The organism is Staphylococcus ratti (assembly GCF_020883535.1).
GTDB lineage: Bacteria > Bacillota > Bacilli > Staphylococcales > Staphylococcaceae > Staphylococcus > Staphylococcus ratti.
Genome location: NZ_CP086654.1, coordinates 1,767,794 through 1,792,343, shown reverse-complemented (window position 1 = coordinate 1,792,343; position 24,550 = coordinate 1,767,794). Strand labels below are relative to the sequence as shown.

The 24,550-nt window shown below is 36.1% G+C and carries 27 protein-coding genes; 17 read left to right on the top strand and 10 right to left on the bottom strand.

Going from position 1 to position 24,550, the window contains the following annotated elements; all coding sequences use genetic code 11:
- The first annotated feature begins 9 nt into the window (after positions 1–9).
- Both dltC and dltD read left to right on the top strand, forming a co-directional pair.
- Positions 10–246: a D-alanine--poly(phosphoribitol) ligase subunit DltC gene (gene dltC, locus LN051_RS08575; protein WP_229292126.1), complete on the top strand. Its 237-nt coding sequence runs from the start codon at positions 10–12 to the stop codon at positions 244–246.
- A complete protein-coding gene (gene dltD, locus LN051_RS08570) occupies positions 243–1,391 on the top strand; it encodes a D-alanyl-lipoteichoic acid biosynthesis protein DltD (protein WP_229292125.1) in 1,149 nt (382 codons plus the stop codon). Before dltC ends, dltD begins: the two co-directional genes overlap by 4 nt.
- Before the next feature lie 159 nt (positions 1,392–1,550).
- Here dltD and LN051_RS08565 read toward each other — a convergent pair whose 3' ends face one another.
- Positions 1,551–1,793 (bottom strand): NifU family protein, encoded by a 243-nt coding sequence (locus tag LN051_RS08565; protein WP_039646585.1) that lies wholly within the window; start codon positions 1,791–1,793, stop codon positions 1,551–1,553.
- A gap of 105 nt (positions 1,794–1,898) precedes the next feature.
- On the opposite strand from LN051_RS08565, the gene LN051_RS08560 reads away from it, so the two are divergent.
- Positions 1,899–2,219 (top strand): YuzD family protein, encoded by a 321-nt coding sequence (locus tag LN051_RS08560; RefSeq protein ID WP_229292124.1) that lies wholly within the window; start codon positions 1,899–1,901, stop codon positions 2,217–2,219.
- Between the two features lie 263 nt (positions 2,220–2,482).
- Here LN051_RS08560 and LN051_RS08555 read toward each other — a convergent pair whose 3' ends face one another.
- Positions 2,483–3,547, bottom strand: a complete 1,065-nt coding sequence (locus LN051_RS08555) for an NAD(P)/FAD-dependent oxidoreductase (protein ID WP_229292123.1) — start codon at positions 3,545–3,547, stop codon at positions 2,483–2,485.
- Between the two features lie 346 nt (positions 3,548–3,893).
- On the opposite strand from LN051_RS08555, the gene LN051_RS08550 reads away from it, so the two are divergent.
- From LN051_RS08550 to LN051_RS08525, 6 genes are all read left to right on the top strand, one after another.
- Positions 3,894–4,130 carry a YuzB family protein gene (locus LN051_RS08550; RefSeq protein ID WP_229292122.1) on the top strand — a complete coding sequence of 79 codons (237 nt, stop codon included), beginning with the start codon at positions 3,894–3,896 and terminating at the stop codon, positions 4,128–4,130.
- A gap of 16 nt (positions 4,131–4,146) precedes the next feature.
- Positions 4,147–4,506 (top strand): HesB/IscA family protein, encoded by a 360-nt coding sequence (locus tag LN051_RS08545; protein ID WP_229292121.1) that lies wholly within the window; start codon positions 4,147–4,149, stop codon positions 4,504–4,506.
- A gap of 248 nt (positions 4,507–4,754) precedes the next feature.
- On the top strand, positions 4,755–5,957 hold the full coding sequence (locus LN051_RS08540; protein WP_229292120.1) for an NAD(P)/FAD-dependent oxidoreductase: 1,203 nt from the start codon (positions 4,755–4,757) through the stop codon (positions 5,955–5,957).
- A 231-nt stretch (positions 5,958–6,188) separates the two neighbouring features.
- Positions 6,189–7,667 (top strand): M17 family metallopeptidase, encoded by a 1,479-nt coding sequence (locus LN051_RS08535; protein WP_229292119.1) that lies wholly within the window; start codon positions 6,189–6,191, stop codon positions 7,665–7,667.
- Positions 7,668–7,803: 136 nt separating this feature from the next.
- A complete protein-coding gene (locus tag LN051_RS08530; RefSeq protein ID WP_229292118.1) occupies positions 7,804–9,117 on the top strand; it encodes a Na+/H+ antiporter family protein in 1,314 nt (437 codons plus the stop codon).
- A gap of 24 nt (positions 9,118–9,141) precedes the next feature.
- The gene (locus tag LN051_RS08525; RefSeq protein WP_229292117.1) at positions 9,142–9,525 is read left to right on the top strand and encodes a hotdog fold thioesterase; all 384 of its coding nucleotides are present in this window, start codon (positions 9,142–9,144) and stop codon (positions 9,523–9,525) included.
- Between the two features lie 30 nt (positions 9,526–9,555).
- Here LN051_RS08525 and LN051_RS08520 read toward each other — a convergent pair whose 3' ends face one another.
- The 8 genes from LN051_RS08520 to kapB form a co-directional block, all read right to left on the bottom strand.
- Positions 9,556–9,912, bottom strand: coding sequence for a Na+/H+ antiporter subunit G1 (locus tag LN051_RS08520; protein WP_229292116.1), 357 nt, complete (start codon positions 9,910–9,912; stop codon positions 9,556–9,558).
- Positions 9,890–10,183 carry a Na(+)/H(+) antiporter subunit F1 gene (locus LN051_RS08515; RefSeq protein ID WP_229292115.1) on the bottom strand — a complete coding sequence of 98 codons (294 nt, stop codon included), beginning with the start codon at positions 10,181–10,183 and terminating at the stop codon, positions 9,890–9,892. The genes LN051_RS08520 and LN051_RS08515 overlap by 23 nt, the downstream gene beginning before the upstream one ends.
- Complete coding sequence (locus LN051_RS08510) at positions 10,183–10,662, bottom strand: Na+/H+ antiporter subunit E (protein WP_229292114.1); 480 nt, start codon at positions 10,660–10,662, stop codon at positions 10,183–10,185. The genes LN051_RS08515 and LN051_RS08510 overlap by 1 nt, the downstream gene beginning before the upstream one ends.
- Positions 10,663–12,162 carry a Na+/H+ antiporter subunit D gene (locus LN051_RS08505; protein ID WP_229293656.1) on the bottom strand — a complete coding sequence of 500 codons (1,500 nt, stop codon included), beginning with the start codon at positions 12,160–12,162 and terminating at the stop codon, positions 10,663–10,665.
- Positions 12,152–12,499: a Na+/H+ antiporter Mnh1 subunit C gene (gene mnhC1 / locus LN051_RS08500; RefSeq protein WP_229292113.1), complete on the bottom strand. Its 348-nt coding sequence runs from the start codon at positions 12,497–12,499 to the stop codon at positions 12,152–12,154. Before mnhC1 ends, LN051_RS08505 begins: the two co-directional genes overlap by 11 nt.
- Positions 12,499–12,927, bottom strand: a complete 429-nt coding sequence (locus LN051_RS08495; RefSeq protein WP_229292112.1) for a Na(+)/H(+) antiporter subunit B — start codon at positions 12,925–12,927, stop codon at positions 12,499–12,501. The genes mnhC1 and LN051_RS08495 overlap by 1 nt, the downstream gene beginning before the upstream one ends.
- Positions 12,908–15,325, bottom strand: a complete 2,418-nt coding sequence (locus LN051_RS08490; protein WP_229292111.1) for a Na+/H+ antiporter subunit A — start codon at positions 15,323–15,325, stop codon at positions 12,908–12,910. The genes LN051_RS08495 and LN051_RS08490 overlap by 20 nt, the downstream gene beginning before the upstream one ends.
- Before the next feature lie 140 nt (positions 15,326–15,465).
- Positions 15,466–15,846: a sporulation phosphorelay system protein KapB gene (gene kapB / locus LN051_RS08485; RefSeq protein ID WP_229292110.1), complete on the bottom strand. Its 381-nt coding sequence runs from the start codon at positions 15,844–15,846 to the stop codon at positions 15,466–15,468.
- A gap of 71 nt (positions 15,847–15,917) precedes the next feature.
- Between kapB and LN051_RS08480 the strand changes: the two genes are divergently transcribed.
- The 8 genes from LN051_RS08480 (at position 15,918) to LN051_RS08445 (ending at position 23,806) form a co-directional block, all read left to right on the top strand.
- On the top strand, positions 15,918–16,523 hold the full coding sequence (locus LN051_RS08480) for a peptidylprolyl isomerase (protein ID WP_229292109.1): 606 nt from the start codon (positions 15,918–15,920) through the stop codon (positions 16,521–16,523).
- Between the two features lie 36 nt (positions 16,524–16,559).
- Entirely contained in the window at positions 16,560–16,817 is a 258-nt protein-coding gene (locus tag LN051_RS08475; RefSeq protein ID WP_229292108.1) for a DUF1871 family protein, read from the top strand.
- Between the two features lie 246 nt (positions 16,818–17,063).
- Complete coding sequence (gene fmdA / locus LN051_RS08470; RefSeq protein ID WP_229292107.1) at positions 17,064–18,254, top strand: formamidase; 1,191 nt, start codon at positions 17,064–17,066, stop codon at positions 18,252–18,254.
- Positions 18,254–18,520 (top strand): FmdB family zinc ribbon protein, encoded by a 267-nt coding sequence (locus tag LN051_RS08465; RefSeq protein WP_229292106.1) that lies wholly within the window; start codon positions 18,254–18,256, stop codon positions 18,518–18,520. The genes fmdA and LN051_RS08465 overlap by 1 nt, the downstream gene beginning before the upstream one ends.
- Positions 18,521–18,714: 194 nt before the next feature.
- Positions 18,715–19,101 carry a S1 domain-containing post-transcriptional regulator Ygs gene (gene ygs, locus LN051_RS08460; protein WP_229292105.1) on the top strand — a complete coding sequence of 129 codons (387 nt, stop codon included), beginning with the start codon at positions 18,715–18,717 and terminating at the stop codon, positions 19,099–19,101.
- 325 nt (positions 19,102–19,426) lie between these two features.
- Complete coding sequence (pruA, locus tag LN051_RS08455) at positions 19,427–20,971, top strand: L-glutamate gamma-semialdehyde dehydrogenase (RefSeq protein WP_229292104.1); 1,545 nt, start codon at positions 19,427–19,429, stop codon at positions 20,969–20,971.
- A 227-nt stretch (positions 20,972–21,198) separates the two neighbouring features.
- Complete coding sequence (locus tag LN051_RS08450) at positions 21,199–22,401, top strand: ornithine--oxo-acid transaminase (protein ID WP_229292103.1); 1,203 nt, start codon at positions 21,199–21,201, stop codon at positions 22,399–22,401.
- 160 nt (positions 22,402–22,561) lie between these two features.
- Positions 22,562–23,806, top strand: a complete 1,245-nt coding sequence (locus tag LN051_RS08445; protein WP_229292102.1) for a Glu/Leu/Phe/Val family dehydrogenase — start codon at positions 22,562–22,564, stop codon at positions 23,804–23,806.
- Positions 23,807–24,550 lie beyond the last annotated feature (744 nt).

Here is a 24,550-nt window from a genome sequence, read left to right as displayed (position 1 = left end):
GTGATTGATATGGAATTTAGAGAACAAGTATTAAATATTTTAGAAGATGTAACAGAAGATAGTATTGTAAAAGAACAACCAGATGTTCGTTTATTTGATGAGGGTATATTAGATTCTATGCAAACAGTTCAACTTATTTTAGCAATTCAAAATGAATTGGATATCGAAGTATCAATTATGGATTTTGATCGTGAAGCATGGGCAACACCAAATAAAATTGTAGAAGTTTTAACTGAATTACAATGAAGCTAAAGTATCCCGCACTTATAGCATTTCTTGTTAGTGCACTGTTATTTGGTGCGTTTGTTTTAATACCTGCTTCGTGGCTTCAGCCCAATTGGTCACATAAAAAACTGTTAACACAACAAGTGGCAAATACAGATAACGTCATTAAAGGTTCATCAATTCAGCATGCAATGTTGAAAGATAAAAACTTTTACCCTGTCTATGGCTCAAGTGAGCTTCGTAAAGATGACCCGTTCCAACCGCTAATCTTATTAAAAGGAAAGCAGCCTGATTTATTCTATGTTGGTACAGGGGGACAGACTGATTTATTACAAACGCTTGCGTTAGGGGCACAGTATGATCAGTTAAAAGGTAAAAAAATGACAATTATTATTTCGCCACAGTGGTTTACGCGGAATGGTATTTTAGAAAACAACTATTTAGGCCGTGCCTCAAAAGTGCAAATTAACCAATATTTCGATAATCCAAACATACCGAATCATCTAAAACAACGTTTAGCGCAACGGTTATTACATTTTAAAACAAATAAAAAAGATGCTTTTTTAAAGAAAGTCGCTAAAACAGGGAAGGTTGAAGGACATTACCTCAACCCATTTTATGCGAATCATTTAGAAAAAATAGAAATCTTAAAAAGCTATATTTCGTTATCCCCGGAAACGGATAAATTAACGAAATTAGTAGATAAATCTAAATTGAATACGAAAAGTTATGAACAACTCGATAAGGAAGCAGAGATTTATGGTAAAAAGCATAGTTCTTCTAACCCTTACCGTATTAAAGATTCGTATTGGAAGTTAATCAAAAAGAATAAGCGTCCTATCGATCGTCAATATGAGTTCCGTTTAAATTCACCAGAGTTTAAAGATCTAGCATTATTGGTAGATACAATGAACGCCGCGAATGCGGATGTACAATATGTTGTGTTGCCAGTTAATGGAAAATGGTATGATTCGATTCACGTTAGTAAAGAGCGTCGTCAAAAAGTAGATGAAAAAATTGTGAAAACAATTACATCTCGTGGTGGTAAAGTATACGACATGACTGACCAAGACTATCGACCATATGTAATGAGTGACTCAGTTCATATCGGGTGGCGTGGTTTAGTTGAATTAACAAAACAAATTGAAAAACATATTCAGTCATAATAAAAAACCAGTAGCATGCTCAAGTATGCTACTGGTTTTTAATGTGTGTATATCATAAAAGAGAATGGGCAGGATAGTACGACGGCCCTATATACAAACGTCATGCCTCAGTCTGATTTTAGGCTAAGGCAATGTGAAAGTTTTAATCTTTTTAATATGTTAAAAGACTTGTTCAACTTCAATGACACCCGGTACTTCTTCCACAAGCGCGCGTTCAATACCTGCTTTTAATGTAATTGTACTACTAGGACATGTACCACATGCACCTAACAATTGAAGTTTAACGATGCCATCTTCAACATCTACGAGTTCGCAATCTCCGCCATCGCGTAATAAGAAAGGACGTAATCTTTCGATGACCTCAGCAACTTGGTCATACATTGTTGCATTTTCAGTTGGCATGTAAAATGCCTCCTTTCAAGTTAAATGGTTCTAATTACTCTTATTTTTTTATTATAATAGAATCAGTAGTAAAAATCTATATTTGAAAATGAGAGGGGATTCTTAGTGACTAAAGTGAGCGTTGTTGTTTATGGAGCTGATGACATCTGCGCTAGTTGTGTGAATGCGCCAAGTTCACGTAACACGTATGATTGGTTGCAATCTATTTTAGCGCGTAAATATCCAAACATTGATTTTGAATATACGTACATCGATATTGAAAAAGATACAGAAGGTTTATCGGATCACGATCAACATTATATTGAGCAAATCAATGAAGATGAATTGTTTTATCCACTTGTGACAATGAATGATGAGTATGTAACGGATGGTTACGTTCAAATTAAGCCTATTACACGTTTTATAGATGAACATTTCAACAAGTAATAATGATTGAGAAACAAAGAGAACAAAATACTGATCTTATATAAAGGTCTAATTTTTATTTGGTTTTGGATTAAGAACCTATGACAAACAATATTACTTATGGCAGTTCCCTTTTCATAATTGAAAGGCCAGGAGAACAATTTTGGGTGCGATAATGATAGTGGTGTATATTTACAAAAAACGTGGCGCAGCAATCCAGTGTGATAGAATTACGCGTCACGTTTTTAAGTATATGGATTGTTTTTAAGCAAAGTTAGAACTACTTAACCATTATGGTATTTGTATAACCAAAGCACACCTGATTTTAAAATGGAAGCAAGGCGACCCGTAACAGTTTTATCCATTAAGTAAGCAAAGCCTTTTTTCTCACCTAATGAACCTAAGAAGCCTTGAATTTTAATTTCTGGCATTTGTTCAGGAAGTGTTTTACCTTCCCATAGCGTTTTTAAAACAGTTGCGATTTGATCAGCTTGTTCTTCAGCCAACTGTGCACTTGGCGCATGAGGTAAATCAGCACAATCTCCAACGACGTAAACATTTGGATGCGTTGGAATTTGATGATATTGATTTAAGATAACACGGTTACTTCGACTTAAATCAATAGGTAAATTGCGCACGAGTTCGACAGGTTGAATCCCTGCTGTCCAGACGATCAAGTCATGTTCATTTTTGGTATCTTTATTATAGAGAATGCCCGGTTCTACTTTCACAATGTCTGAATTCGGCACAACAGTGACATCATGTTGGTCAAACCATTTTTTAACATAGTTACTTAATTTTTCTGGAAACTGATTTAAAATACGATCGCCTCTATCGTATAAAAAGATTTCAATATCACTGCGACTTTCACGTAATGCACTTGCAAGTTCAATACCACTTAAACCTGCACCTACGATACCGACCTGTGAATTTGATGGTAATTCACTGATATCATGATACGTTTTACGTGCTTTTTGCAAAGTTTGAATGCTGTATGTATGATCTTTAGCTCCAGGAACATTATGATATTTATCTTCACAACCTAATCCTATAATTAGATCATCATAGTCGACACGTGTTTGGCCAACAGAAATGATTTGTTGTTCTAAATCAATGTCAGTAATTTCGCCATACACGATATTCATACGTTCTGACTTTGGAAAGCTGACACGAACGTCTTTATCAGATTTAGAACCTGCAGCAAGCGCATAAAACTCTGTTTTTAAGCCATGATATGGCATGCGATCAATAAGTGTTACTCTATACTCCTCTGGTAAAGAATCAGGTAAGATTCGTGATAAAATACGCATATTACCGTAACCGCCGCCTAATAATACTAAATTCTTCATTATAAATTCCCCTTTAATGTTGATTTTATATGATTTCTCCAGACAATATGTTTTAGACCCCTTCAACATATTGGAAGTGCCTCGTAAAAGAATGAAATTCAGATATCATTATTCATATTTAATTATAAACGTTTTTGATTTGACGTACAAACAAATGTCAAATTTCAGACATATTTTTAGTTATAAACAGTGTAATCATTGTATAAGTTATGGGGGATTTAGAGTAAGTGATTCTATAATAAAAGACAAACGATTTAAAGCGCTTTAAATAAGAGGGGGCCATAGAATGAAGTGGCAGAGTTTGTTATAATGAGAATACTAAAAAAGATATGCTAGAAGGTGAAACATGAATCCTATTGTTGAGTTTTGTATCTCTAATATGGCGCGGGGTTCTGAATCTGTTTATCAAACATTAGAAAGTGATCCCAATGTGGATGTGCTCGATTATGGATGCCTACAGCAATGTGGGATTTGTTCATCGGGGCTTTATGCACTTGTGAACGGGGATTTAATAGAAGGCAATACACCAGACGAATTATTACAAAATATTTATGCACATATAGAAACAACTTGGATTTTTTAGAAGGAGGGGTTTTATAATGTCAACGGTTATTCTGACTGAAGCCGCAGCTTATGAAGTTAAAGACATGTTAAAACAAAATGACATGCCAGATGGTTATTTGAAAGTTAAAGTGAATGGTGGAGGTTGTACGGGCCTTACGTACGGTATGACTGCCGAAGCTGCACCAAGCGAAAATGATGAAGTACTTGAGTTTTATGGTTTAAAAGTGCTTGTCGACAAAGAAGATGCACCTATTTTAAAGGGAACGACAATTGATTATAAACAATCATTAATGGGCGGTGGATTTCAAATAGAAAATCCAAATGCCATTGCGTCATGTGGATGTGGCAGTTCCTTTAGAACGGCAAAAGTTGCAGGCACTCCGGAAGATTGCTAAATGTACAAATAAGACTTGTACGGGAGTAGGACTTTACAAGTCTTATTTTTTTGTCGAGGTTGATTGCTATAGTTGGTGTAATATGAATAGGAGACATCCTTTTATCTCTTAAAGGATTAACTTGAATTCACAGTTAAAAAAATATAAACTATTACTGAACTGTATTTTACAATTTTGTGTACATAAAAAGTTATGAGGGTATACAGTACTTACAATATTAATATTTATGAAGGAATAGGTGAATAGAAATGGCAGAACGCAAAAAAGTACTTGTTTTAGGTGCAGGTTATGCTGGTTTACAAACTGTATCAAAACTTCAAAAGCAATTATCAAAAGAAGATGCACAAATCACATTAATTAATAAAAATGATTATCATTACGAAGCAACTTGGTTACATGAAGCTTCTGCAGGTACAATTAGCTATGAAGATGTATTATATCCAATCGACAGCGTTATCAAAGATCACGTAGAATTTGTGCGTGCTGAAGTGACAAAAATTGATCGTAATGCTAAAAAAGTTGAGACAACACGTGGTGTATTTGACTTTGATATTTTAGTTGTTGGTTTAGGTTTTGAATCAGAAACATTTGGAATTAGTGGTATGAAAGAACATGCTTTCCAAATTGAAAATGTGCATACTGCTCGTAAAATTGCACGTCATATTGAAGATAAATTTGCGAACTACGCTGCATCAAAAACGAAAGACGACAAAGATTTAGCAATTTTAGTTGGAGGTGCTGGATTTACAGGCGTTGAATTCTTAGGTGAATTAACAGATCGTATTCCAGAACTTGCAAATAAATATGGTGTAGACCAAAGCAAAGTAAAAATTACTTGTGTTGAAGCAGCGCCAAAAATGTTACCTATGTTCTCAGACGAATTAGTAAATCATGCTGTAAGTTATTTAGAAAGCCGCGGTGTGGAATTTAAAGTTGGAACACCGATCGTTGCTGCTAACGAGAAAGGTTTCGTAGTAAAAGTAAATGATCAAGAACAAACTTTAGAAGCGAATACTGTAGTATGGGCTGCTGGTGTACGCGGTAGTCAATTAATGGAAAAATCATTCGAAGGTGTAAAACGTGGTCGTATTGTTACGAAACAAGATTTAACAATTGAAGGTTACGATGATATTTTCGTTATTGGTGACTGTTCAGCGTTTATTCCAGAAGGTGAAGAACGTCCATTAGCAACTACTGCACAAATTGCGATGCAACAAGGTGAACATGTTGCTAAAAACATCCAACACATTTTAAAAGGTGAACCAACAGAAAACTTCACATATGTTGATCGTGGTACAGTAGCATCTTTAGGTAAACACGATGGTGTAGGATTGGTTTACGGTCGTGAAATTACTGGTAAAAAAGCAGCCTTTATGAAACGTGTTATTGATACACGTGCTATCTTCAAAATTGGTGGTTTAGGTTTAGCATACAAAAAAGGTAAATTCTAAACTTTCGTTATGTAAAGTACTAAAAAGACTAGGACATGAGGGGTCCTAGTCTTTTTTATACTTTGTCAATTGGTTTTTGAAAAACTAAGGTGTATCCACAAAAGCTTGAGATAATGATAGAGAGAGTGGCGTGTGTTGCTGTGATGCTATCACTCATTTACAATAAGAGGAGATATATTCTATTTTATTTTTACAATCTAATCTGTCATTAAATAAAAAAGGAGTGTTACTATGACAACAAATGATAAAGCTTCTATTATGCTCATTGGCATACCCGAACACCTCAATCAATATCAAGATGAGGTAAAAGAAAATGATGCATTCATTAGCGCATTGACAGAACTAAAATCGAAACAAATTATATCTTCAAAGCTAGGAGAAATACGTGATACTGCATGCTTCATCAATCAAAATTTAGTACGTATCATTACTGTAGGTTTAGGTAATGTGAAAATGCTTAAAGAAGCGGATTATATTAAAGTATGGGGAAATATATTTCAATATTTAAAAAAACAAGCTATTTCTGAAATTAAGATTCATATACCAACGTTTTATACGAAAGCTGTGGAGCTTGAGAAAATATTTCATATTATGGGATTACAACGTGAACAAGCAATTTATACGTTTGATTCCTATAAGTCGGATAAAAAAGCACCTTATACGTTACATATTCAATTTGAGCCAAAAGTGGATGCGCAATATGAAAAAGCGATCGATTTAGGTCGGAAATTAGGGCAATCCATTAATTTTGCACGTGATTTAGGCAATATGCCTCCTAATATTCTTACACCTTCTTATTTTGCAACAGTTGTGTCACAACATTTTGAATCTGCAGCAGTACATGTGGATATTAAAGATGCAGAGACCATTCAACAAGAGGGATTTGGTTTAATTCATGCAGTAGGTAAAGGCTCAATCAATGGTCCACGTTTGATCACATTAGAGTACAAAGGGAATCCTGAAAATGATGCTGAAACGATAGCTTTAGTAGGGAAAGGTATTACGTATGATTCAGGTGGTTATACCATTAAATCTAAAACAACGATGCCGTCAATGAAATTTGATATGTGTGGGGCTGCGAATGTGATAGGGATGATAGACGCGATTCAATCACTTCAACTGAAAGTCAATGTTGTTGCAGTCATTGCTGCGGCAGAAAATATGATTGCAGCACATGCGATGAAACCAGATGATGTATTTACAGCTTTAAGTGGTGAGACTGTAGAAGTTCCAAATACTGATGCAGAAGGTCGCTTAGTACTTGGAGACGCTACTTTTTATGCGAATCAATTTCAACCTTCACTCATTATCGATTTTGCAACATTAACAGGTGCGGCAATTGTGGCGCTTGGTGAAGATAAAGCTGCTGTTTTCAATAAAGGTGCATCTTCTACATTATTAAATGACATTTTAGAACAAGCACATTTGGCTGACGAAGCGGTATTTGAATTACCGATTACAGAAACGGAACGTCGTAATATCAAAAAATCCGATATTGCTGATTTAACGAATCATATTAATGGTGACGGTAAAGCGCTATTTGCAGCAGCATTTGTGACACATTTTAGTGGTAAAACCCCGCATTTGCATTTTGATATTGCGGGTCCTGCTACAATATCAAAAGATACGCATAAAGGTCCAAAAGGTCCAACAGGGTATTTAATTGCAACGATCGTGCGTTATTTAGAAAAACAATACGGAAAAATGTAAGTAACTAAACACTGTAGAATGCTTTATTTGGCGCACTACAGTGTTTTATTTATTAACCGACATTGACATGAAATTATCGAACTGTTATGATTTTCATAACGCTTTAACTCGATAACGAACTAAAGGAGAAGTTGGAATGAATGCAGTTTTGGTTGCAGTAATACTTATGATTATTTTATGTTTGTGTAGATTAAATGTAGTCATTAGTTTGTTTATTAGTGCATTAGTCGGTGGACTCATTGCAGGATTACCTATTGATAAAACAATTACGACATTCACACAAAATATTGTTGATGGTGCTGAAGTGGCATTAAGTTACGCATTACTTGGCGGTTTCGCGGCGTTGATTTCTTATAGTGGTATTACAGATTATTTAGTAAACCGCATTATTGAAGCTATCCGAACGGAAAATACGAAAGTGTCTCGTATTAAAGTGAAAATAGCCATCATCATTAGCTTATTAGCGTTAAGTGTGATGAGTCAAAACGTTATTCCAGTACATATTGCATTTATTCCAATTGTAGTGCCACCATTACTAAGTTTATTTAATGAATTAAATATAGATCGACGTTTAATCGGTATCATCATTGGATTTGGTTTATGTTTTCCATATGTGTTACTTCCTTTTGGATTCGGTCATATTTTTCAGGAAATAATACAAAAGGGCTTTGATAAAGCGCGCCATCCGATTGAGTTTGGCATGATTTGGAAAGCAATGCTAATTCCAGCAAGTGGCTACATTATCGGCTTAATTTTGGCGATGTTTTATTACCGTAAACCTAGACAATATAAAAAGATTGAGACAGCTAATACCAATGATAAAGTGATTTTAAGACCTTATGTCATTGTAATGGTTATTATTGCAATTTTAGCTACCTTTCTCGTACAAACGTTAACAGATTCAATGATCTTTGGCGCACTTGCAGGAGTTTTAGTATTTTTCATTTCTGGTGTTTACAATTGGAAAACTTTAGATGCTCAATTTGTTGAAGGCATTAAGATTATGGCATATATCGGTGTGGTCATTTTAACTGCGAATGGTTTTGCAGGTGTGATGAATAAAACGGGAGATATTGAAAAATTAGTGAGTAGTTTAACGACACTATCAGGTGGCAATATGTTTATGAGCATCGTGTTAATGTACATCATTGGTTTAATCATTACATTGGGCATTGGTTCATCATTTGCGACTATCCCAATTATAGCAGCATTATTCATTCCATTTGGAGAAGCACTTGGAATGAGCACAATGGCCTTAATTGCTTTAATTGGTACAGCGAGTGCTTTAGGAGATTCTGGTTCCCCCGCGAGTGATTCTACATTAGGACCAACCGCAGGGTTAAATGTGGATGGACAACATGATCACATCCGTGACACGTGTATTCCGAACTTTTTATTTTTTAATATTCCTCTGATTATAATGGGAACTGTTGCAGCACTTGTATTATAATTGCTGTAAATAGGAGGCGTCATTATGACAAATTTAGTGGAATTATTAGAAATGCAAGTCATCGAACAAAAAGAAGGCTACATTAAAATTGAAATGCCTGTGAGTGATAAAGTCAAACAACCTTTCGGATATCTTCATGGCGGAGCGACGATTGCTTTAGGTGAGACAGCTTGTTCTATGGGATCGGCATATCTTTTAGATTTGAACCGAGAAATACCGGTAGGTCTTGAAATGAATGCGAATCATATTAAATCTGTAAAAGAAGGTAAAGTGGTGGCAGAGGCAAACATACTTCATCAAGGTCGAATGACACACGTTTGGGAAATAAAAATTTCTAGTACCCAAGGTGAATTAATCACTGTCATGAGAGGGACTATTGCAATAAAAAAGATAATTAAAAAAGGCTAAGTTGTGTACGCAACTTAGCCTTTTTTAGTTTTATAATTTTTTCCCTTTCAAATCTTCTTTAACTTCATCTAATTTCAAGCGTTTAGAAGCGGGGGATTTTAAATTATAGGCAGATTTTAAAATCATATGGCTTGCGAGTGGTCCTGTAATAAAGACGAAAAGTATGCCGATTAATAATTGGAAGTTAACATAGCCTTCCTTACCGATGAAATAAATGAACACGCCAGTTAAGAGCAACATTGCGCCAAGTGTAGCGGCTTTACCTGCTGCATGCGCACGTGAATAAACATCATCTAGCTTTAAAATACCGATCGCAGCTAGCGCACTGAATAATGCGCCGATAAGAACAAGAATGATGCCAATACTAATCACGATGGTCTCTGTCATATTCAATCACCTCACCTTTATCCATAAATTTCGCGAAAACGGCAGTGCCTAAAAAGGCAAGGATTCCAATTAAAAGGATGGCTACAATCATATAATGTGTGCCTAAAATAATTGAAAATAATCCTACTACAGCCATAAGCTGGATGCCAATCGCGTCAAGTGCAACAACACGATCTGGTAGGGTAGGCCCTAAAATCACACGGACTAACATTGCCAATATTGAAAGGACTACAATGATAAGCGCAATAATAATAAAAATGTCATAGTTCATTAGGATTCACCTACCTCTTTCACGGCTTTTTCAAGTGAATTTTTAATGGAAGCTACTTCCGCTTCTTTCGTCGAAAAATCTAAACAATGAATGTATAAACGCTTCATGTCATCATTGACACCGATTACGACGGTACCTGGTGTTAATGTAATCAGGTTGGATAGTAATGCGACTTGCCACTTATGTTCTAACTCAGTTTCATATACAAAGAAAGCAGATTCGTTTTTAGATTGTGGTTGCATAATAACTTTAAAAACGTCAAAGTTTGCTTTCACTAATTCGATGATAAAAATGAAAGCGAGTTGAATGACTTTAAAAAGTGTAATGAGATAAAAACGACCAGGTAAAATGTGACGCATCAGATACACTAATAATAAGGCGAATAAAAAGCCTAGGACAAAAGAGTTCATCGTATAGCTACCTGATAAAAACAGCCAAAAGACAGCAAGTATAATGTTAATTAATATTTGAACTGCCATTTAATCGCCTCCCAAAACGCTTTGGACATAGATGTCAGGTTGATAGAAAGATTTCGCACCTTCTGAAATAAGTGGATATAACTGTTCAGCAGTTAATCCGAATACTACAGTAATGACAACTGCAAGGACTGCTACAGCTAAAAGGCCTCTATGATGTAATCGCGGATTATAAACATAGCCATAACTTTTTCCAAAGAAACCACGAAGGAAAATGTTAATGACTGAATAAAGAACGACTAAACTTGATACAAGTACAATGATACCACTGAGGTAAAAGCCTTTTTCAAAAGTTGCTTGTACAATATAAAGTTTACCGTAAAAACCACTAAATGGTGGAATACCTGCTAAACTTAAATCAGCGATAAAGAATGTCCAACCTAACAATGGATAATGATGAATAAGTCCACCAAACTTGCGTAAATCCGTCGTCTTCGTAATTTTATACATAATACCGATTAAGAAAAATAAAGCGGCTTTAACAAGCATGTCGTGAAGCGTATAGTAAATGGCGCCAATAATACCGGATTGATTCATCATGGCGACACCAACTAAAATCACACCGACAGCAATCATAATATTATATAAAATGATACGCTTTGTGTCGCGATAAGCAACTGCACCTACCGACCCTAAAACAATTGTTAATAAGGCAAGCGCTAAAATAGTATAGTGCGAAATAGACAAAGTATTTTGGAAAAACAAGCTCATTGTACGCGCAATAGCGTAGACACCCACTTTTGTCAGTAACGCACCAAAAAATGCGATGATCGCAAAAGGTGGGGCATAGTACGCACCAGGTAACCATACGTACATTGGGAAAGTACCTGCTTTAGTAGCAAATACGAATATAAATAAAATAAATACAATGCTAATTAATCCGGGATGCGTTTTTGAAACTTCGCCTAATTTTACACTAATGTCCGCCATATTTAATGTGCCTACCACAGAATAAAGAATGGCAACGCCCATAACAAAAAATGCGGAAGAAACGACGTTTACTAATAAATATTTCACACTTTCTTGAAGTTGGATTTTAGTACCACCAATTACCATAAGTCCATATGAAGCCATAAGAAAAACTTCAAAAAATACGAATAAGTTAAAGATGTCTCCTGTAATGAATGCGCCGTTAATTCCAGCAAGCATAAACATTACTGTGAAATAATAGTAATAAGTTTCGCGGTGTAAACCGATAGATTGATATGAAAATAAAATAATTAACACGGTGATGATTGTACTTGTCGTGACAAGTAGGGCACTGAACAAGTCTAAAACAAATACGATACTATAAGGGGCTTTCCAAGAGCCGAGTTCTAAGACGATAGGGTGCCCTGTTTGCCATACATTAACTAAATTCCAAATCGCAAAACCAAGTGTAATGAATGTCCCTGTTAGTGCGATATAACGTTTAATGTATGGGCGCAAACCACTAAAAATAAGGAATATCGTGGTAATAACAGGAATAGCCACAAGCATTACAATTAAGTTCTCATTCATCATCATCTTGTGGCACTCCTTTCATGCGTTCTACGTTGTCTGTGCCTAATTCTTTGTAACTTCGGAATGCGAGTACTAAGAAAAAGGCAGTTACAGCAAATGAAATAACAATTGCCGTTAAAATTAAAGCTTGTGGAATGGGATCAACATAATTTGTAACGTCTTTTTCAAAAATTGGAACGTTCCCTGTTTTAAGTCCTCCCATAGTTAATAAAAATAAGTTTGCAGCGTGCGTTAATAAGGCGGTACCAATGATAATACGAATCAAACTTTTAGATAGAATGAGGTACACGCCAATTGATGTAAGTAAGCCACAAATGACAATTAAAACGATTTCCATTACTCATTCTCTCCAATCGTTAAGATAATGGTTAAAACGGTACCTATAACTACAAATAATACACCGGTATCAAAAAGCACAGCAGTGTGGACATGCATAGGCGCTAATAGCGGTAAAGGGATATCTACAGAAGTATGTGTAAAGAAATTTTTACCATATAACCAGCTAAGCATAGGTGAAAATACACAAAATGCTAAACCTAAAGCAATTAATTTTTTAAAATCCCATGGAAAGACTTTACGTAAAGTTTTAACATCAAATGCTACAGCGATGATGACTAATGCACTTGAGACGAGAAGCCCTCCAATAAAGCCGCCCCCAGGTGTGTAGTGTCCAGCTAAAAAGAGAGAGAAACCGAACATCATTATTAAGAAAAAGATGATAAGCGCAGAATATTGTGAGATTAAATCATTTTTCTGTCTGTTCACTGTTCTCAACCCTTTCGTAACCATTTTTATGTTTCGCACGTAATTTGATTAATGTGTAGATGGCCATACCGGCGATACCGAGTACGGCTGATTCGAACAGTGTATCGGTACCACGGAAGTCAACTAAAATAACGTTAACCATATTTTTACCTTCTGCAAGATCGTAAACGTGCTTTTTATAGAATTCACTAATTGAAACAAAATGACGATTGCCGTAAGCGATCAACCCAAGAATTGTAACGACAAGACCAACACCTATAGAAATCATAGCGTTAACGATTTTGAATTTCGGTGTTTCATTGTAACGGCTCATATTTGGCAAGTGATAGAAACAAAGTAAAAACAGTGCTGTTGTAATTGTTTCAACGACAAATTGTGTGAGCGCAAGGTCTGGCGCATTAAAGAATATGAAAAAGATCGCCATGGAATATCCCACTGCACTTAGCATAATAATGCTGAATAGACGCGAACGTGCAAATATAATCATCACTGCCGCAATAATAATTGTAATAACCGAAATAAACTCATAAGGGCGTATAGGTGAAACGTGTTTAAAATCAAAAGTAAACGGTGCTGAAATTAACGTTATAGCTGTAATAAGAATGAGTGTTCCAAAAATAATGACGATATTATTACGGCTAAACCCTGTCATGTAAGTACGTGTTAATTGTGTCGCATAAAATGGAGAATAGCGTCCTGCTTGATTATACCAGTGGTTAAACGTGAGCCATTGTGGCATTGCTTTAAGGATGCCTACCCATTTTTTATGCGTTAAAAGTAATATCGCCCCAACTGCATAGATAATGAGTGTAGCCATAAAGGCAGGTGTGAACCCATGCCATAAATGAAACTTAGCAGTAACACTATCTACATTTGCGATTGATTTAACAGCTGGTTCTACTAATGGACCAGATACTAAGCTTGGAAATAAACCAATTGCAATAACTAATGTTGATAAGATGATTGGCGAAATATTCATAAGTAGCGATGCTTCGTGCGCTTTGTGAGGCAATGCCTCAGGTTGGTGTCGACCTAAGAAAATCTCGCTGATAAATTTAAATGAATAAACAAACGTAAAAATACTACCAATCACAGCAATAATAGGGAGTAAAAGCCCTACTGTATTAAGACTGAAAATGTTGGCGCTAGTAACCTCAATCATCGCTTCTAAAAATTGTTCTTTAGACAAGAAGCCATTAAATGGAGGTACACCTGCCATACTGAGTGACGTAACGATAGCCAGTGTGAAAGAAATCGGCATAATCGTCATTAAGCCACCTAATTTTTTGATATCACGTGTTCCTGTTGCGTGATCGACAGCACCTGTAATCATAAACAATGCCCCTTTAAATGTGGCATGATTGATTAAATGGAAAATGGCTGCACTATAAGCGGCGATATAAAATTGGTTTTGTGCCCCATTGAAATGGTAGCTGACAGCACCAATACCTAGCATAGACATAATCATACCAAGTTGAGAGACCGTCGAAAATGCTAAAATACCTTTGAGGTCTTGCTGTTTCGTCGCATTCAATGAACCCCAGAAAAGTGTGATGAGCCCGAATAACGTGACAGCCCAGATCCAGCCTTGTGATATCGCGAAAATAGGCGTAAATCGAGCGATTAAATAAATTCCAGCTTTTACCATCGTTGCTGAATGGAGGTAAGCACTTACAGGTGTAGGAGCTTCCATCGCATCAGGTAACCAAATGTAAAATGGAAATTGAGCTGATTTAGTCATCGCTCCAAGAATAATAAATATCATTGCTAAAAGGAAAAATGGTGAAGATTGTATTTCATTAATGTGACTAATAATTTCTCGAATACTCCATGTTTCTGAAGCGATAAAAAGTAAAATAAAGCCACCAAGTAATGACAATCCCCCAAATACTGTAATAATCATTGACTTCATTGCACCATATAAAGACTTATCTTTATGACGCCAAAATGAGATGAGCAAGAAACTTGAAAATGAAGTTAGCTCCCAGAATAAATATAGAACAAGTAAATTGTCTGAAAGTACAACCCCTAACATGGCACTCATAAACATAAGTAAGTAGCAATAAAAATTACCTAGTTGTTCAGAACGGCTTAAATAACTAATAGAATAAAGTACAACAAGACTCCCAATACCGGTAATTAACAAACTAAATAATAAGCCGAGTCCATCTATGTAGATGTCAAAGTTCATTCCGATTTGTGGCATCCATTTTGCGGAAGCGATTTCGTAATGACCAGATATCGTAGGTTGAAGATACGTTAAAAAGTATGCGAACAACACTACTGGAATCGGTAACACAAACCAACCTAAATGCACACGTTTATAAAAACGATACAAAACAGGTATGAGCAGTGCGAATATCAACGGCAAAATGACCGCAATATGTAACCAACTCATAAATTGTCCTCCTTCATAAAACTACATTACCTCTATTATACATGATTATGAAAGTTAAGAAAATCAACCCTAGAAAAGGATAGGGTTGATTTTTTAGGTGCTCTTAAATAAGAAGAAACACGTCCAAAATAAAAGTGAAATTAATCGAATTTTCTTTTGTATTGACGTTCATAATCTATTTTAAGTGCTTTTAAACATTCTAATGATTTTTCGTTAAAAGACGTTTGCTCCGATTTAAGTTGTTCTTCTAATGCTGTAAGTGCGTGTTGTAAAGATGTTGGATAAGGTATTTCTTTCTCTTCAAACGGTTTTAATTTACTTTTTGACGTGTAACGTTTTTCATATAAACTTAGAGCTTTGCGCTCGTGAAAAAAAACGCCTTCTACTTCGTTCGGATGGTGTAAATCGCCTTGTTTTGGATGTTTAATGACTTGCATGACTTTGATGAGAACTTGATCTTGATGTGTTTCAACAATTTCTACGCCATAAACACCTGTTTTATGTGCAAATCGATAGCGCATAGTTATTCTTTCCTTTCTTGAATATGTTAATATATGCTTATATTAGTTTAACATGAATGGAGAAATGACAAATGACGAATTATCCTCAACTTACTAAAGATATACAAAACAATGAGATTAAAGCAGTGATGCATACAAATATGGGAGATATGACTTTAAAGCTTTTCCCAGATATTGCACCAAAAACGGTTCAAAACTTTGTGGAACTTTCAAAACAAGGTTACTATAATGGGATTACTTTCCATCGTGTAATTAATGATTTTATGATTCAAGGTGGCGACCCAACTGGTACTGGTATGGGTGGTGAAAGTATTTACGGTGCGCCTTTTGAAGATGAATTTTCAATGGAAGCATTTAATCTTTACGGTGCTTTATCTATGGCAAATGCTGGACCAGGAACGAACGGTTCACAATTTTTCATCGTACAAATGAAAGAATTGCCAGCTCAAATGTTAAATCAATTAGAAGATGGTGGCTGGCCTAAAGAAATAGCGGATGCTTACCGAGAAAAAGGTGGAACGCCTTGGTTGGATCAAAAGCATACTGTATTCGGTCAATTAATTGAAGGAGACAAAACGTTAGAAGATATTGCTAACGTAAAAGTGGGCCCTGGCGACAAACCAGCTTATGATGCTGTCATTGAATCTATTGATATTGTGGATGCGCCAACTGCGTAACAATAGATGAGGAGCGTGGTCGAAGGGAGTTTGTGAATGGCAAACAACGATTTAAACATTCAATTATATCAATTGTTATCATCATGGAATCCGATGAATTTTGAAGATAAAACACTTGGAGATGCTGAAGTCTATGAAATGATGGATGCTGTGCATCAACTTGGTGATCCTGCAGCTATCGCACATGCTTTTCAAGACATTTTCCAGTTTTCGTTTGACGAATTGCTACCATACGACATGTGCTTGGAAAAAGCAACTCAAGCGGTTAGTCTTCAACAGCAATGTGATATTTAAAATATGAGTCGTCTTAAGTGAGCGATGGAGAAAGCGAGATTAGTTTTCTTTGTCGCTCTTTTTTATGTTAGAACGGTGCAAGTTTGTTTTGATATCAATTGATAAAGAATTGTGTGCTGAAATAAGTGGTCATAAACAAAAGATTGAGGGAATTTGTGTCGAATCATAGAGTACATGCCGCTCTTTAGGGTAATTTAACACTAATAGTCGTAGCGACTATCACCATATAAAGAGGGGGATAAAACTATGCCAAAAAAATTATTTAGTATTGATTTGAACAAAAAAATGGATGAGCAAGCACATCCAGGACACAACAGATGGCATCCAGATATTCCGGCAGCTTTTTCGGTAGATCCCGGAGAAGTTTTTAGAATGGAATGCTTAGATTGGACCGACGGACAAATTTCTAATAATGATGATCCAAGTGATATCAAAAATGTAAACTTGAACCGTGTGCATGTACTTAGTGGACCTGTTTATGTGAACGGGGTCAACCCCGGTGATTTATTAGTCGTAGATATTCTTGATATCGGTGTGTTTCCAGAGCATGAATGGGGATTTAATGGCATTTTCGATAAAACGAACGGAGGAAGCTTTTTAGTAGATTATTATCCTCACGCTCAAAAATCGATATGGGATTTTAACGGTATTTATGCAACAAGTCGCCATGTTCCTGGTGTGGAATTTGCGGGAATTATACATCCAGGTTTGATTGGTGTGGCTCCGTCTCAAGAGATGCTAAATGAATGGAATCGACGCGAAAAAGCGCTCGTTGATACAGATCCGAACCGCGTACCTGTTTTAGCTAATTTGCCGACTGAAGATGCAGCAGTGTTAGGCACTTTGAAAGGCAACGCGTTTGACCGTGTTGCAAAAGAAGGGGCACGTACAGTGCCACCCCGTGAAAATGGTGGAAACTGCGACATTAAAAATTTATCTAAAGGCTCACGTATTTATTTTCCAGTATTTGTAGAAGGAGCGAAACTCTCGGTGGGAGACTTACATTTTTCACAAGGCGATGGTGAAATTACTTTTTGTGGTGGTATTGAAATGCCCGGATGGATTGACTTACGTGTAAACGTGATTAAAAATGGTATGGAAAAATACAGTATTAAGAAAAATCCAGCGTTTAATCCTGGACCAGTGATGCCTAATTACACGGATTATATTGTGTTCGAAGGTATTTCGGTTAATGCCTCTTCTGGAAAGCAAACCTATCTAGATGCGAATACGGCGTATAAGAATGCATGTTTAAATGCAATTGAATTTTTGAAAACGCGCGGTTTCACAGGAGAGCAAGCCTATATGTTATTAGGAACAGCCCCAGTGCAAGGAACAGTTGCAGGTATTGTTGATGTACCTAACGCTTGTTGTACGATTGCGATTCCTCGAGAGATTTTCAAAAAAGGGGTTCTCCCAGAAATGGATGAAGATTAATGCCAAATTATACGTATTTATGTAAAACGTGCGGGTCATTTACTTTACGTCAATCCATGCAAGTGTCTCATGAAAAAGCATCATGTCCTTCATGTCATCAAATTGCCAAGAGACAATTTACAACTTTTCAAACGTATCAGATGGATAAAAAATTGAAACAACGCATTGAAAAAGGACAACAACCAAGGCGTGTTAAAAGAGACGCGCTTACTCGAGGTGGGAAAAGGGCTAATACTGCAACAAGACCTTGGATGGCTGGACATTAAAAGGATATAGGACAAAACTTTTAAAATGTGTATGTAAACAATGATATAACTATTTTCAGAAAGTAAAATGCAAACATAATACCTCATTTTACATGAATGATAATGTGGATGACTTATTTAAAAGTTAGGATTCTGAAAAAATATGTGCTATGATGATACTGTTGAAGTTCAAATTAAATAAGGGGTTATACAAGTTGAAAAAACAGTATCGTGTTGGTCAACACATAAAAGTACGTGTGACTGGTATTCAACCCTACGGTGCTTTCGTTGAAACCCCTGACAATACTGAAGGACTTATTCATATTTCAGAAATTATGGATGATTATGTGCATAATTTAAAAAAGCTTTTATCACAAGGTCAAACGGTAAGGGCGAAAATCATTTCAATTGATGAATCAGGGAAACTGAATTTGTCTTTAAAAGACAATGATTATTTTAGAAATTATGAGCGTAAAAAAGAAAAACGTTCAGTATTGGACGAAATCAAAGAGACTGAAACTTATGGGTTTCAAACTTTAAAAGAACGCTTACCATATTGGGTGAAACAGTCAAAGCGACAAATGCAAGACGAAACCGATTAAACAAGAGCCAAATGATGTGTCATCGTCATTTGGCTTTTTTATGTAAATATTTATGTAAACTTGCTGTCTACTGCAATTTGATTTCGAGATGAGTCTAAATTTACACCTTTAAAGAGGTTGAATTTGCTAGGATTAAACGCTATAATGCTTGTGAATGAAAGCGCTTCAATTCGAGCAGATTAGTCGCTTTAGAGTGTTAAAGATACAAATTACCACAAAAATTGTGATAATTCAGTAAAGACTGAAAAAATCTTTTACATCCTACTTGTGATATGTCATGATGATAATAAGTGCTTTTTCAAAATAAACAAGGGAGGATTTATGAATGATTCCATATAAACATGAACCATTTACAGATTTTACAAAAGAGGAAAACCGCGAGGCATATTTTCGCGCTCTAGAAAAGGTAGAGGGTGAATTGGGCCAAGAATACCCTTTAATCATTGGCGGGGAACGCGTTTATACAGAAGATAAAACACGTGTATATAACCCATCTAATCGTGAGGAAACAATTGGTTATGTATCTAAAGCGTCTAAAGAGCATGCTCAAAAGGCATTAGAGGCAGCTAAAGAGGCATTTAAAACATGGAGAAATGTAGATCCTAAAGTACGTGCGAATATTTTATTCCGTGCAGCGGAATTAACACGTAAGCGTAAACATGAATTTTCAGCATTATTATCAAAAGAAGGCGGCAAACCATGGAAAGAAGCGGATGCAGATACTGCTGAAGCAATTGACTTTATGGAATATTATGGTCGTCAAATGCTTGAATTAAAAGACGGGAAAAAAGTAAATAGTCGTCCGGGTGAGTACAATCAATTTGATTACCTCCCAGTAGGCGTAAGTGTTGTTATCTCTCCTTGGAACTTTGCATATGCAATCATGGCAGGTACAACAGCAGCACCAGTAGTAACAGGTAATACAGTATTATTAAAACCATCTTCAAATACACCAATTATTTCATACAAATTTATGGAAATTCTTGAAGAAGCTGGTTTACCTAAAGGTGTTGTAAACTGGATTCCAGGTTCATCAAGTGAAATTGGTGATTTCTTAATCGAAAACAAAGATGTAGGATTAATTTCATTTACAGGATCTAAAAACGTAGGTAAAGAAATTATTCAAAAAGCGGCTGTGATTCAAGAAGGACAAAATCATATTAAACGTGTCATTGCTGAAATGGGCGGTAAAGATGCGATTATCGTAGACAATGAAGCAGATTTACAAGTTGCTACAGACGCAATCGTTTATTCAGCATTTGGCTTCTCTGGTCAAAAATGTTCTGCATGTTCACGAGTTATTGCACACCAAGATATTTATGATGAATTATTAGAGCGCGTTAAAGTTGAAACAGAGAAAATTAAAGTAGGTAACGCTGCTGAACCAGATACGTATGTAGGTCCAGTTATCGATCAAAAATCATTAGATAAAATTAAAAAATATATCGAAATCGGTAAAGAAGAAGGGCGCATCGTGACGGGTGGTAACACGGATGAAGAAAAAGGTAACTTCGTTCACCCAACAGTGATTGCAGACTTAGATCCAAATTCTCGTATCATGCAAGAAGAAATTTTCGGACCTGTTGTAGGTTTCTCAAAAGTAAAAGACTTTGATGAAGCAATTGAGGTTGCTAATGATACAGAATATGGTTTAACAGGTGCTGTTATTTCAAACAACCGAATGAAATTAGAACAAGCACGTCGTGACTTCATGGTAGGTAACTTATACTTTAACCGTGGATGTACAGGTGCTGTAGTAGGTTACCAACCATTTGGTGGCTTCAAAATGTCAGGTACAGACTCTAAAGCAGGTGGACCAGACTACTTAGTACTTCACATGCAAGGTCGTACAGTATCAGAACACTTATAATTGTAAAGAACTGAATAATATACGCATAAAGTCTCAATGTGTGCTTAAGGTACAATTACGTTATATAGACGATAGCGTTTGTTGATAACCATTTGGCGATATAATACTTTATGTATTAAGGTAGGGTAAGCCATCATACACACAATCAAAACAAGTTTATGCTTAGTTTTGTATTGTGACATACGGTGGTTTACCCTACAACTATCTTAAATAAAGGGGCGTTTAATGTGACAAATCAATCAGAACAAATTATAGAATTAACTAATCATTATGGTGCACATAACTATTTACCACTTCCAATCGTTATTTCGGAAGCAGAGGGTGTATGGGTTAAAGATCCTGAAGGTAACAAATATATGGATATGCTTGCGGCATACTCAGCAGTAAACCAAGGCCATAGACATCCAAAAATTATTCAAGCGTTAAAAGATCAAGCTGACAAAGTAACATTAGTATCACGTGCTTTTCATAGTGCAAACTTAGGCGAATGGTATGAAAAGATTTGTAAGCTTTCAGGTAAAGAAAAGGCACTTCCTATGAATACAGGTGCAGAAGCAGTGGAAACGGCATTAAAAGCAGCACGTCGTTGGGCTTATGATGTTAAAGGTATTAAACCGAACGATGCTGAAATTGTAGCGATGGTAGGTAACTTCCATGGACGTACGATGGCGCCCGTTTCTTTATCATCTGAAAAAGAATATCAACGTGGTTATGGTCCGTTATTAGAAGGCTTTACAAACGTTGAATTTGGTAATATCGAACAGTTAAAAGAAGTGATTAACGAAAATACAGCTGCAGTATTAATCGAACCGATTCAAGGTGAAGCAGGTATTAACATTCCACCAGCAGGCTACTTGAAGCAAGTACGAGAATTGTGTGACGAGCACAATGTATTGTTCATTGCAGATGAAATTCAAGCTGGTTTAGGTCGTACAGGTAAATTATTTGCAACAGACTGGGATGAAGTGAAACCGGATATTTACATTTTAGGTAAAGCATTAGGCGGTGGCGTATTCCCGATTTCTGTAGTGCTTGCAGATAAAGAAGTACTAGATGTCTTTACACCAGGTTCACACGGTTCTACATTTGGTGGTAACCCACTTGCATGTGCAGCATCAATTGCAGCATTAGATGTTATTGTTGATGAAGATTTACCGGGTCGTTCACAAGAACTTGGTGAATACTTTAAAAACGCATTGCTTGAAATTGATCACCCATCAATTAAAGAAGTGCGCGGCCGAGGATTATTTATTGGCGTAGAATTAAATGAAAATGCACGTCCGTACTGTGAACGCTTAAAAGAAGAAGGTATTTTGTGTAAAGAAACGCATGATACAGTGATTCGTTTTGCGCCACCATTAGTCATTACGAAAGAAGAACTTGATTTTGCCATCGACAAAGTGAAAAAAGTGTTTTCTGAGTCAAAGTAAGGTTTAAATGTTGTGTATAAAATATTAATGTAAGTAAGTTGAAATATTGATGTTTTATTGTATTGATACCCTAGACCGAAAAGGCTTTAAAAAAGAAGGGCTTATGTTACAATGACTAATGTAAGCGAAAACAAAGTAGGAAAAAGAGGCGAAATGGATCATGGCTGAAAAAAATAATCTAGTGACGTCAACGCAAGGTATTATTAAAGAAGCAATGCACAAATTAGGTTTTGATGATGGGATGTATGAATTGATTAAAGAACCTTTAAGATTCTTAACAGTTCGCATTCCAGTTAAAATGGATGATGGAACAGTAAAAACTTTTACAGGTTACCGTGCACAACATAATGATGCTGTTGGACCGACAAAAGGTGGGGTACGTTTTCATCCAGACGTTGATGAAGAAGAAGTTAAAGCGTTGTCTATGTGGATGACATTAAAATGTGGTATTGTCAACCTCCCTTATGGTGGGGGTAAAGGTGGCATCGTATGTGACCCACGTCAAATGAGTATCCATGAAGTAGAACGTCTTTCAAGAGGTTATGTTCGTGCGATTTCACAAATTGTTGGACCAACAAAAGATATTCCAGCACCTGACGTATTTACAAACTCTCAAATTATGGCTTGGATGATGGATGAATATAGTCAGATGGACGAATTTAATTCTCCAGGCTTTATTACAGGAAAACCTATCGTGCTTGGTGGTTCTCAAGGACGTGACCGTTCTACAGCATTAGGTGTTGTTATTGCGATTGAAGAAGCGGCAAAACGCCGTGGCAAGTCTATTAAAGATTCACGTATCGTAATTCAAGGATTCGGTAATGCAGGTAGTTTCTTAGCGAAATTCTTATATGATCAAGGGGCTAAAATTGTAGGTATTTCAGATGCTTATGGTGCATTACATGATCCAGAAGGGTTAGACATTGACTACCTATTAGACCGTCGTGATAGTTTTGGTACGGTAACGAATTTATTTGAAGATACGATTTCAAACAAAGAATTGTTTGAATTAGACTGTGATATTTTAGTACCGGCTGCAATTGCAAACCAAATTACAGCAGACAATGCGAATGATATTAAAGCTGAAATCGTTGTTGAAGCGGCAAACGGCCCAACAACGCCAGAAGCAACTAAAATCTTAACAGAACGTGGTGTATTACTCGTTCCTGACGTGTTAGCAAGTGCAGGTGGCGTTACAGTATCTTACTTCGAATGGGTACAAAATAACACAGGTTATTATTGGACAGAAGAAGAAGTTAATGAGAAGCTTCGTGAAAAACTAGTGAGTGCTTTTGATACGATTTACAACCTTTCTCAAAATCGTAAAATCGATATGCGCTTAGCGGCTTATATTATAGGTATTAAACGTACAGCAGAGGCTGCACGTTACCGCGGTTGGGCATAAATCAATCACATAACATAAAAACGCAAAGTTGTCATTGAACAACTTTGCGTTTTTTGAATGCTATACACTTTATATGGTGGTTATGTATCTATAATAATTAAGACGCAAACTTCCGATTGCTACTTCGAGTCTCACTTTCCCAGGCGTCTTACCTCTGTATGAACACGTTTTTTGAATGTAATGAAATACGTGTTCCTTATCAACGCAGTCTATGACTGGTTTCTAACTGTTATTAGAAACCTAGTCATAGTTGCGGGGGGAGATACTACGAAATCAATGTTATGTGATTTCTGTATCTCTTCCGGATTTTCGGTTTTGGCTCTATGCCTCGGGAGTGTTAGGGTTCAAAGTTTCTACACAAAAAAGAAATTGGAATAAATGCAATCTGTATACCAGTAAAGCATGTGTAATGTGCGTGTGTATAAAAGATTTGTGATAGTAACACATGAGTTAAATACAAAAAATGGGGTCGTTGATGTATAGTTAAAATGACCTTTTAACGTCAGAATAAGGGATAGACGAAAATATTTCATACGATGGGTACTTTAACTAAAAAGATAAAGAATACTCTAAATTTCCCTTAGAAAACGTCAAAAAAGACATCCGTGAATACAGATGTCTTTTTTGACGTTTTCTAATCTTAATTTTATTTATTGCTTTTAGTAAAAGGTATTTTCAACAAGATAGAAGATAGAATTAATACGATAATTAAAATTAGTATATTGATTATGGTATTAGAAGTGG

What these genes read in the sequence shown, in the direction of transcription:
- LN051_RS08510 (WP_229292114.1), bottom strand. Translation starts at nt 10,662, where the DNA reads ATGGCAGTTCAAATATTAATTAACATTATACTTGCTGTCTTTTGGCTG.
- LN051_RS08515 (WP_229292115.1), bottom strand. Translation starts at nt 10,183, where the DNA reads ATGAACTATGACATTTTTATTATTATTGCGCTTATCATTGTAGTCCTT.
- LN051_RS08520 (WP_229292116.1), bottom strand. Translation starts at nt 9,912, where the DNA reads ATGACAGAGACCATCGTGATTAGTATTGGCATCATTCTTGTTCTTATC.
- LN051_RS08445 (WP_229292102.1), top strand. Translation starts at nt 22,562, where the DNA reads ATGGCTGAAAAAAATAATCTAGTGACGTCAACGCAAGGTATTATTAAA.
- dltC (WP_229292126.1), top strand. Translation starts at nt 10, where the DNA reads ATGGAATTTAGAGAACAAGTATTAAATATTTTAGAAGATGTAACAGAA.
- LN051_RS08540 (WP_229292120.1), top strand. Translation starts at nt 4,755, where the DNA reads ATGGCAGAACGCAAAAAAGTACTTGTTTTAGGTGCAGGTTATGCTGGT.
- LN051_RS08480 (WP_229292109.1), top strand. Translation starts at nt 15,918, where the DNA reads ATGACGAATTATCCTCAACTTACTAAAGATATACAAAACAATGAGATT.
- LN051_RS08490 (WP_229292111.1), bottom strand. Translation starts at nt 15,325, where the DNA reads ATGAGTTGGTTACATATTGCGGTCATTTTGCCGTTGATATTCGCACTG.
- LN051_RS08550 (WP_229292122.1), top strand. Translation starts at nt 3,894, where the DNA reads ATGAATCCTATTGTTGAGTTTTGTATCTCTAATATGGCGCGGGGTTCT.
- LN051_RS08555 (WP_229292123.1), bottom strand. Translation starts at nt 3,547, where the DNA reads ATGAAGAATTTAGTATTATTAGGCGGCGGTTACGGTAATATGCGTATT.
- LN051_RS08565 (WP_039646585.1), bottom strand. Translation starts at nt 1,793, where the DNA reads ATGCCAACTGAAAATGCAACAATGTATGACCAAGTTGCTGAGGTCATC.
- LN051_RS08505 (WP_229293656.1), bottom strand. Translation starts at nt 12,162, where the DNA reads ATGATGAATGAGAACTTAATTGTAATGCTTGTGGCTATTCCTGTTATT.
- dltD (WP_229292125.1), top strand. Translation starts at nt 243, where the DNA reads ATGAAGCTAAAGTATCCCGCACTTATAGCATTTCTTGTTAGTGCACTG.
- LN051_RS08545 (WP_229292121.1), top strand. Translation starts at nt 4,147, where the DNA reads ATGTCAACGGTTATTCTGACTGAAGCCGCAGCTTATGAAGTTAAAGAC.
- kapB (WP_229292110.1), bottom strand. Translation starts at nt 15,846, where the DNA reads ATGCGCTATCGATTTGCACATAAAACAGGTGTTTATGGCGTAGAAATT.
- LN051_RS08535 (WP_229292119.1), top strand. Translation starts at nt 6,189, where the DNA reads ATGACAACAAATGATAAAGCTTCTATTATGCTCATTGGCATACCCGAA.
- fmdA (WP_229292107.1), top strand. Translation starts at nt 17,064, where the DNA reads ATGCCAAAAAAATTATTTAGTATTGATTTGAACAAAAAAATGGATGAG.
- LN051_RS08525 (WP_229292117.1), top strand. Translation starts at nt 9,142, where the DNA reads ATGACAAATTTAGTGGAATTATTAGAAATGCAAGTCATCGAACAAAAA.
- LN051_RS08465 (WP_229292106.1), top strand. Translation starts at nt 18,254, where the DNA reads ATGCCAAATTATACGTATTTATGTAAAACGTGCGGGTCATTTACTTTA.
- LN051_RS08530 (WP_229292118.1), top strand. Translation starts at nt 7,804, where the DNA reads ATGAATGCAGTTTTGGTTGCAGTAATACTTATGATTATTTTATGTTTG.
- pruA (WP_229292104.1), top strand. Translation starts at nt 19,427, where the DNA reads ATGATTCCATATAAACATGAACCATTTACAGATTTTACAAAAGAGGAA.
- LN051_RS08475 (WP_229292108.1), top strand. Translation starts at nt 16,560, where the DNA reads ATGGCAAACAACGATTTAAACATTCAATTATATCAATTGTTATCATCA.
- mnhC1 (WP_229292113.1), bottom strand. Translation starts at nt 12,499, where the DNA reads ATGGAAATCGTTTTAATTGTCATTTGTGGCTTACTTACATCAATTGGC.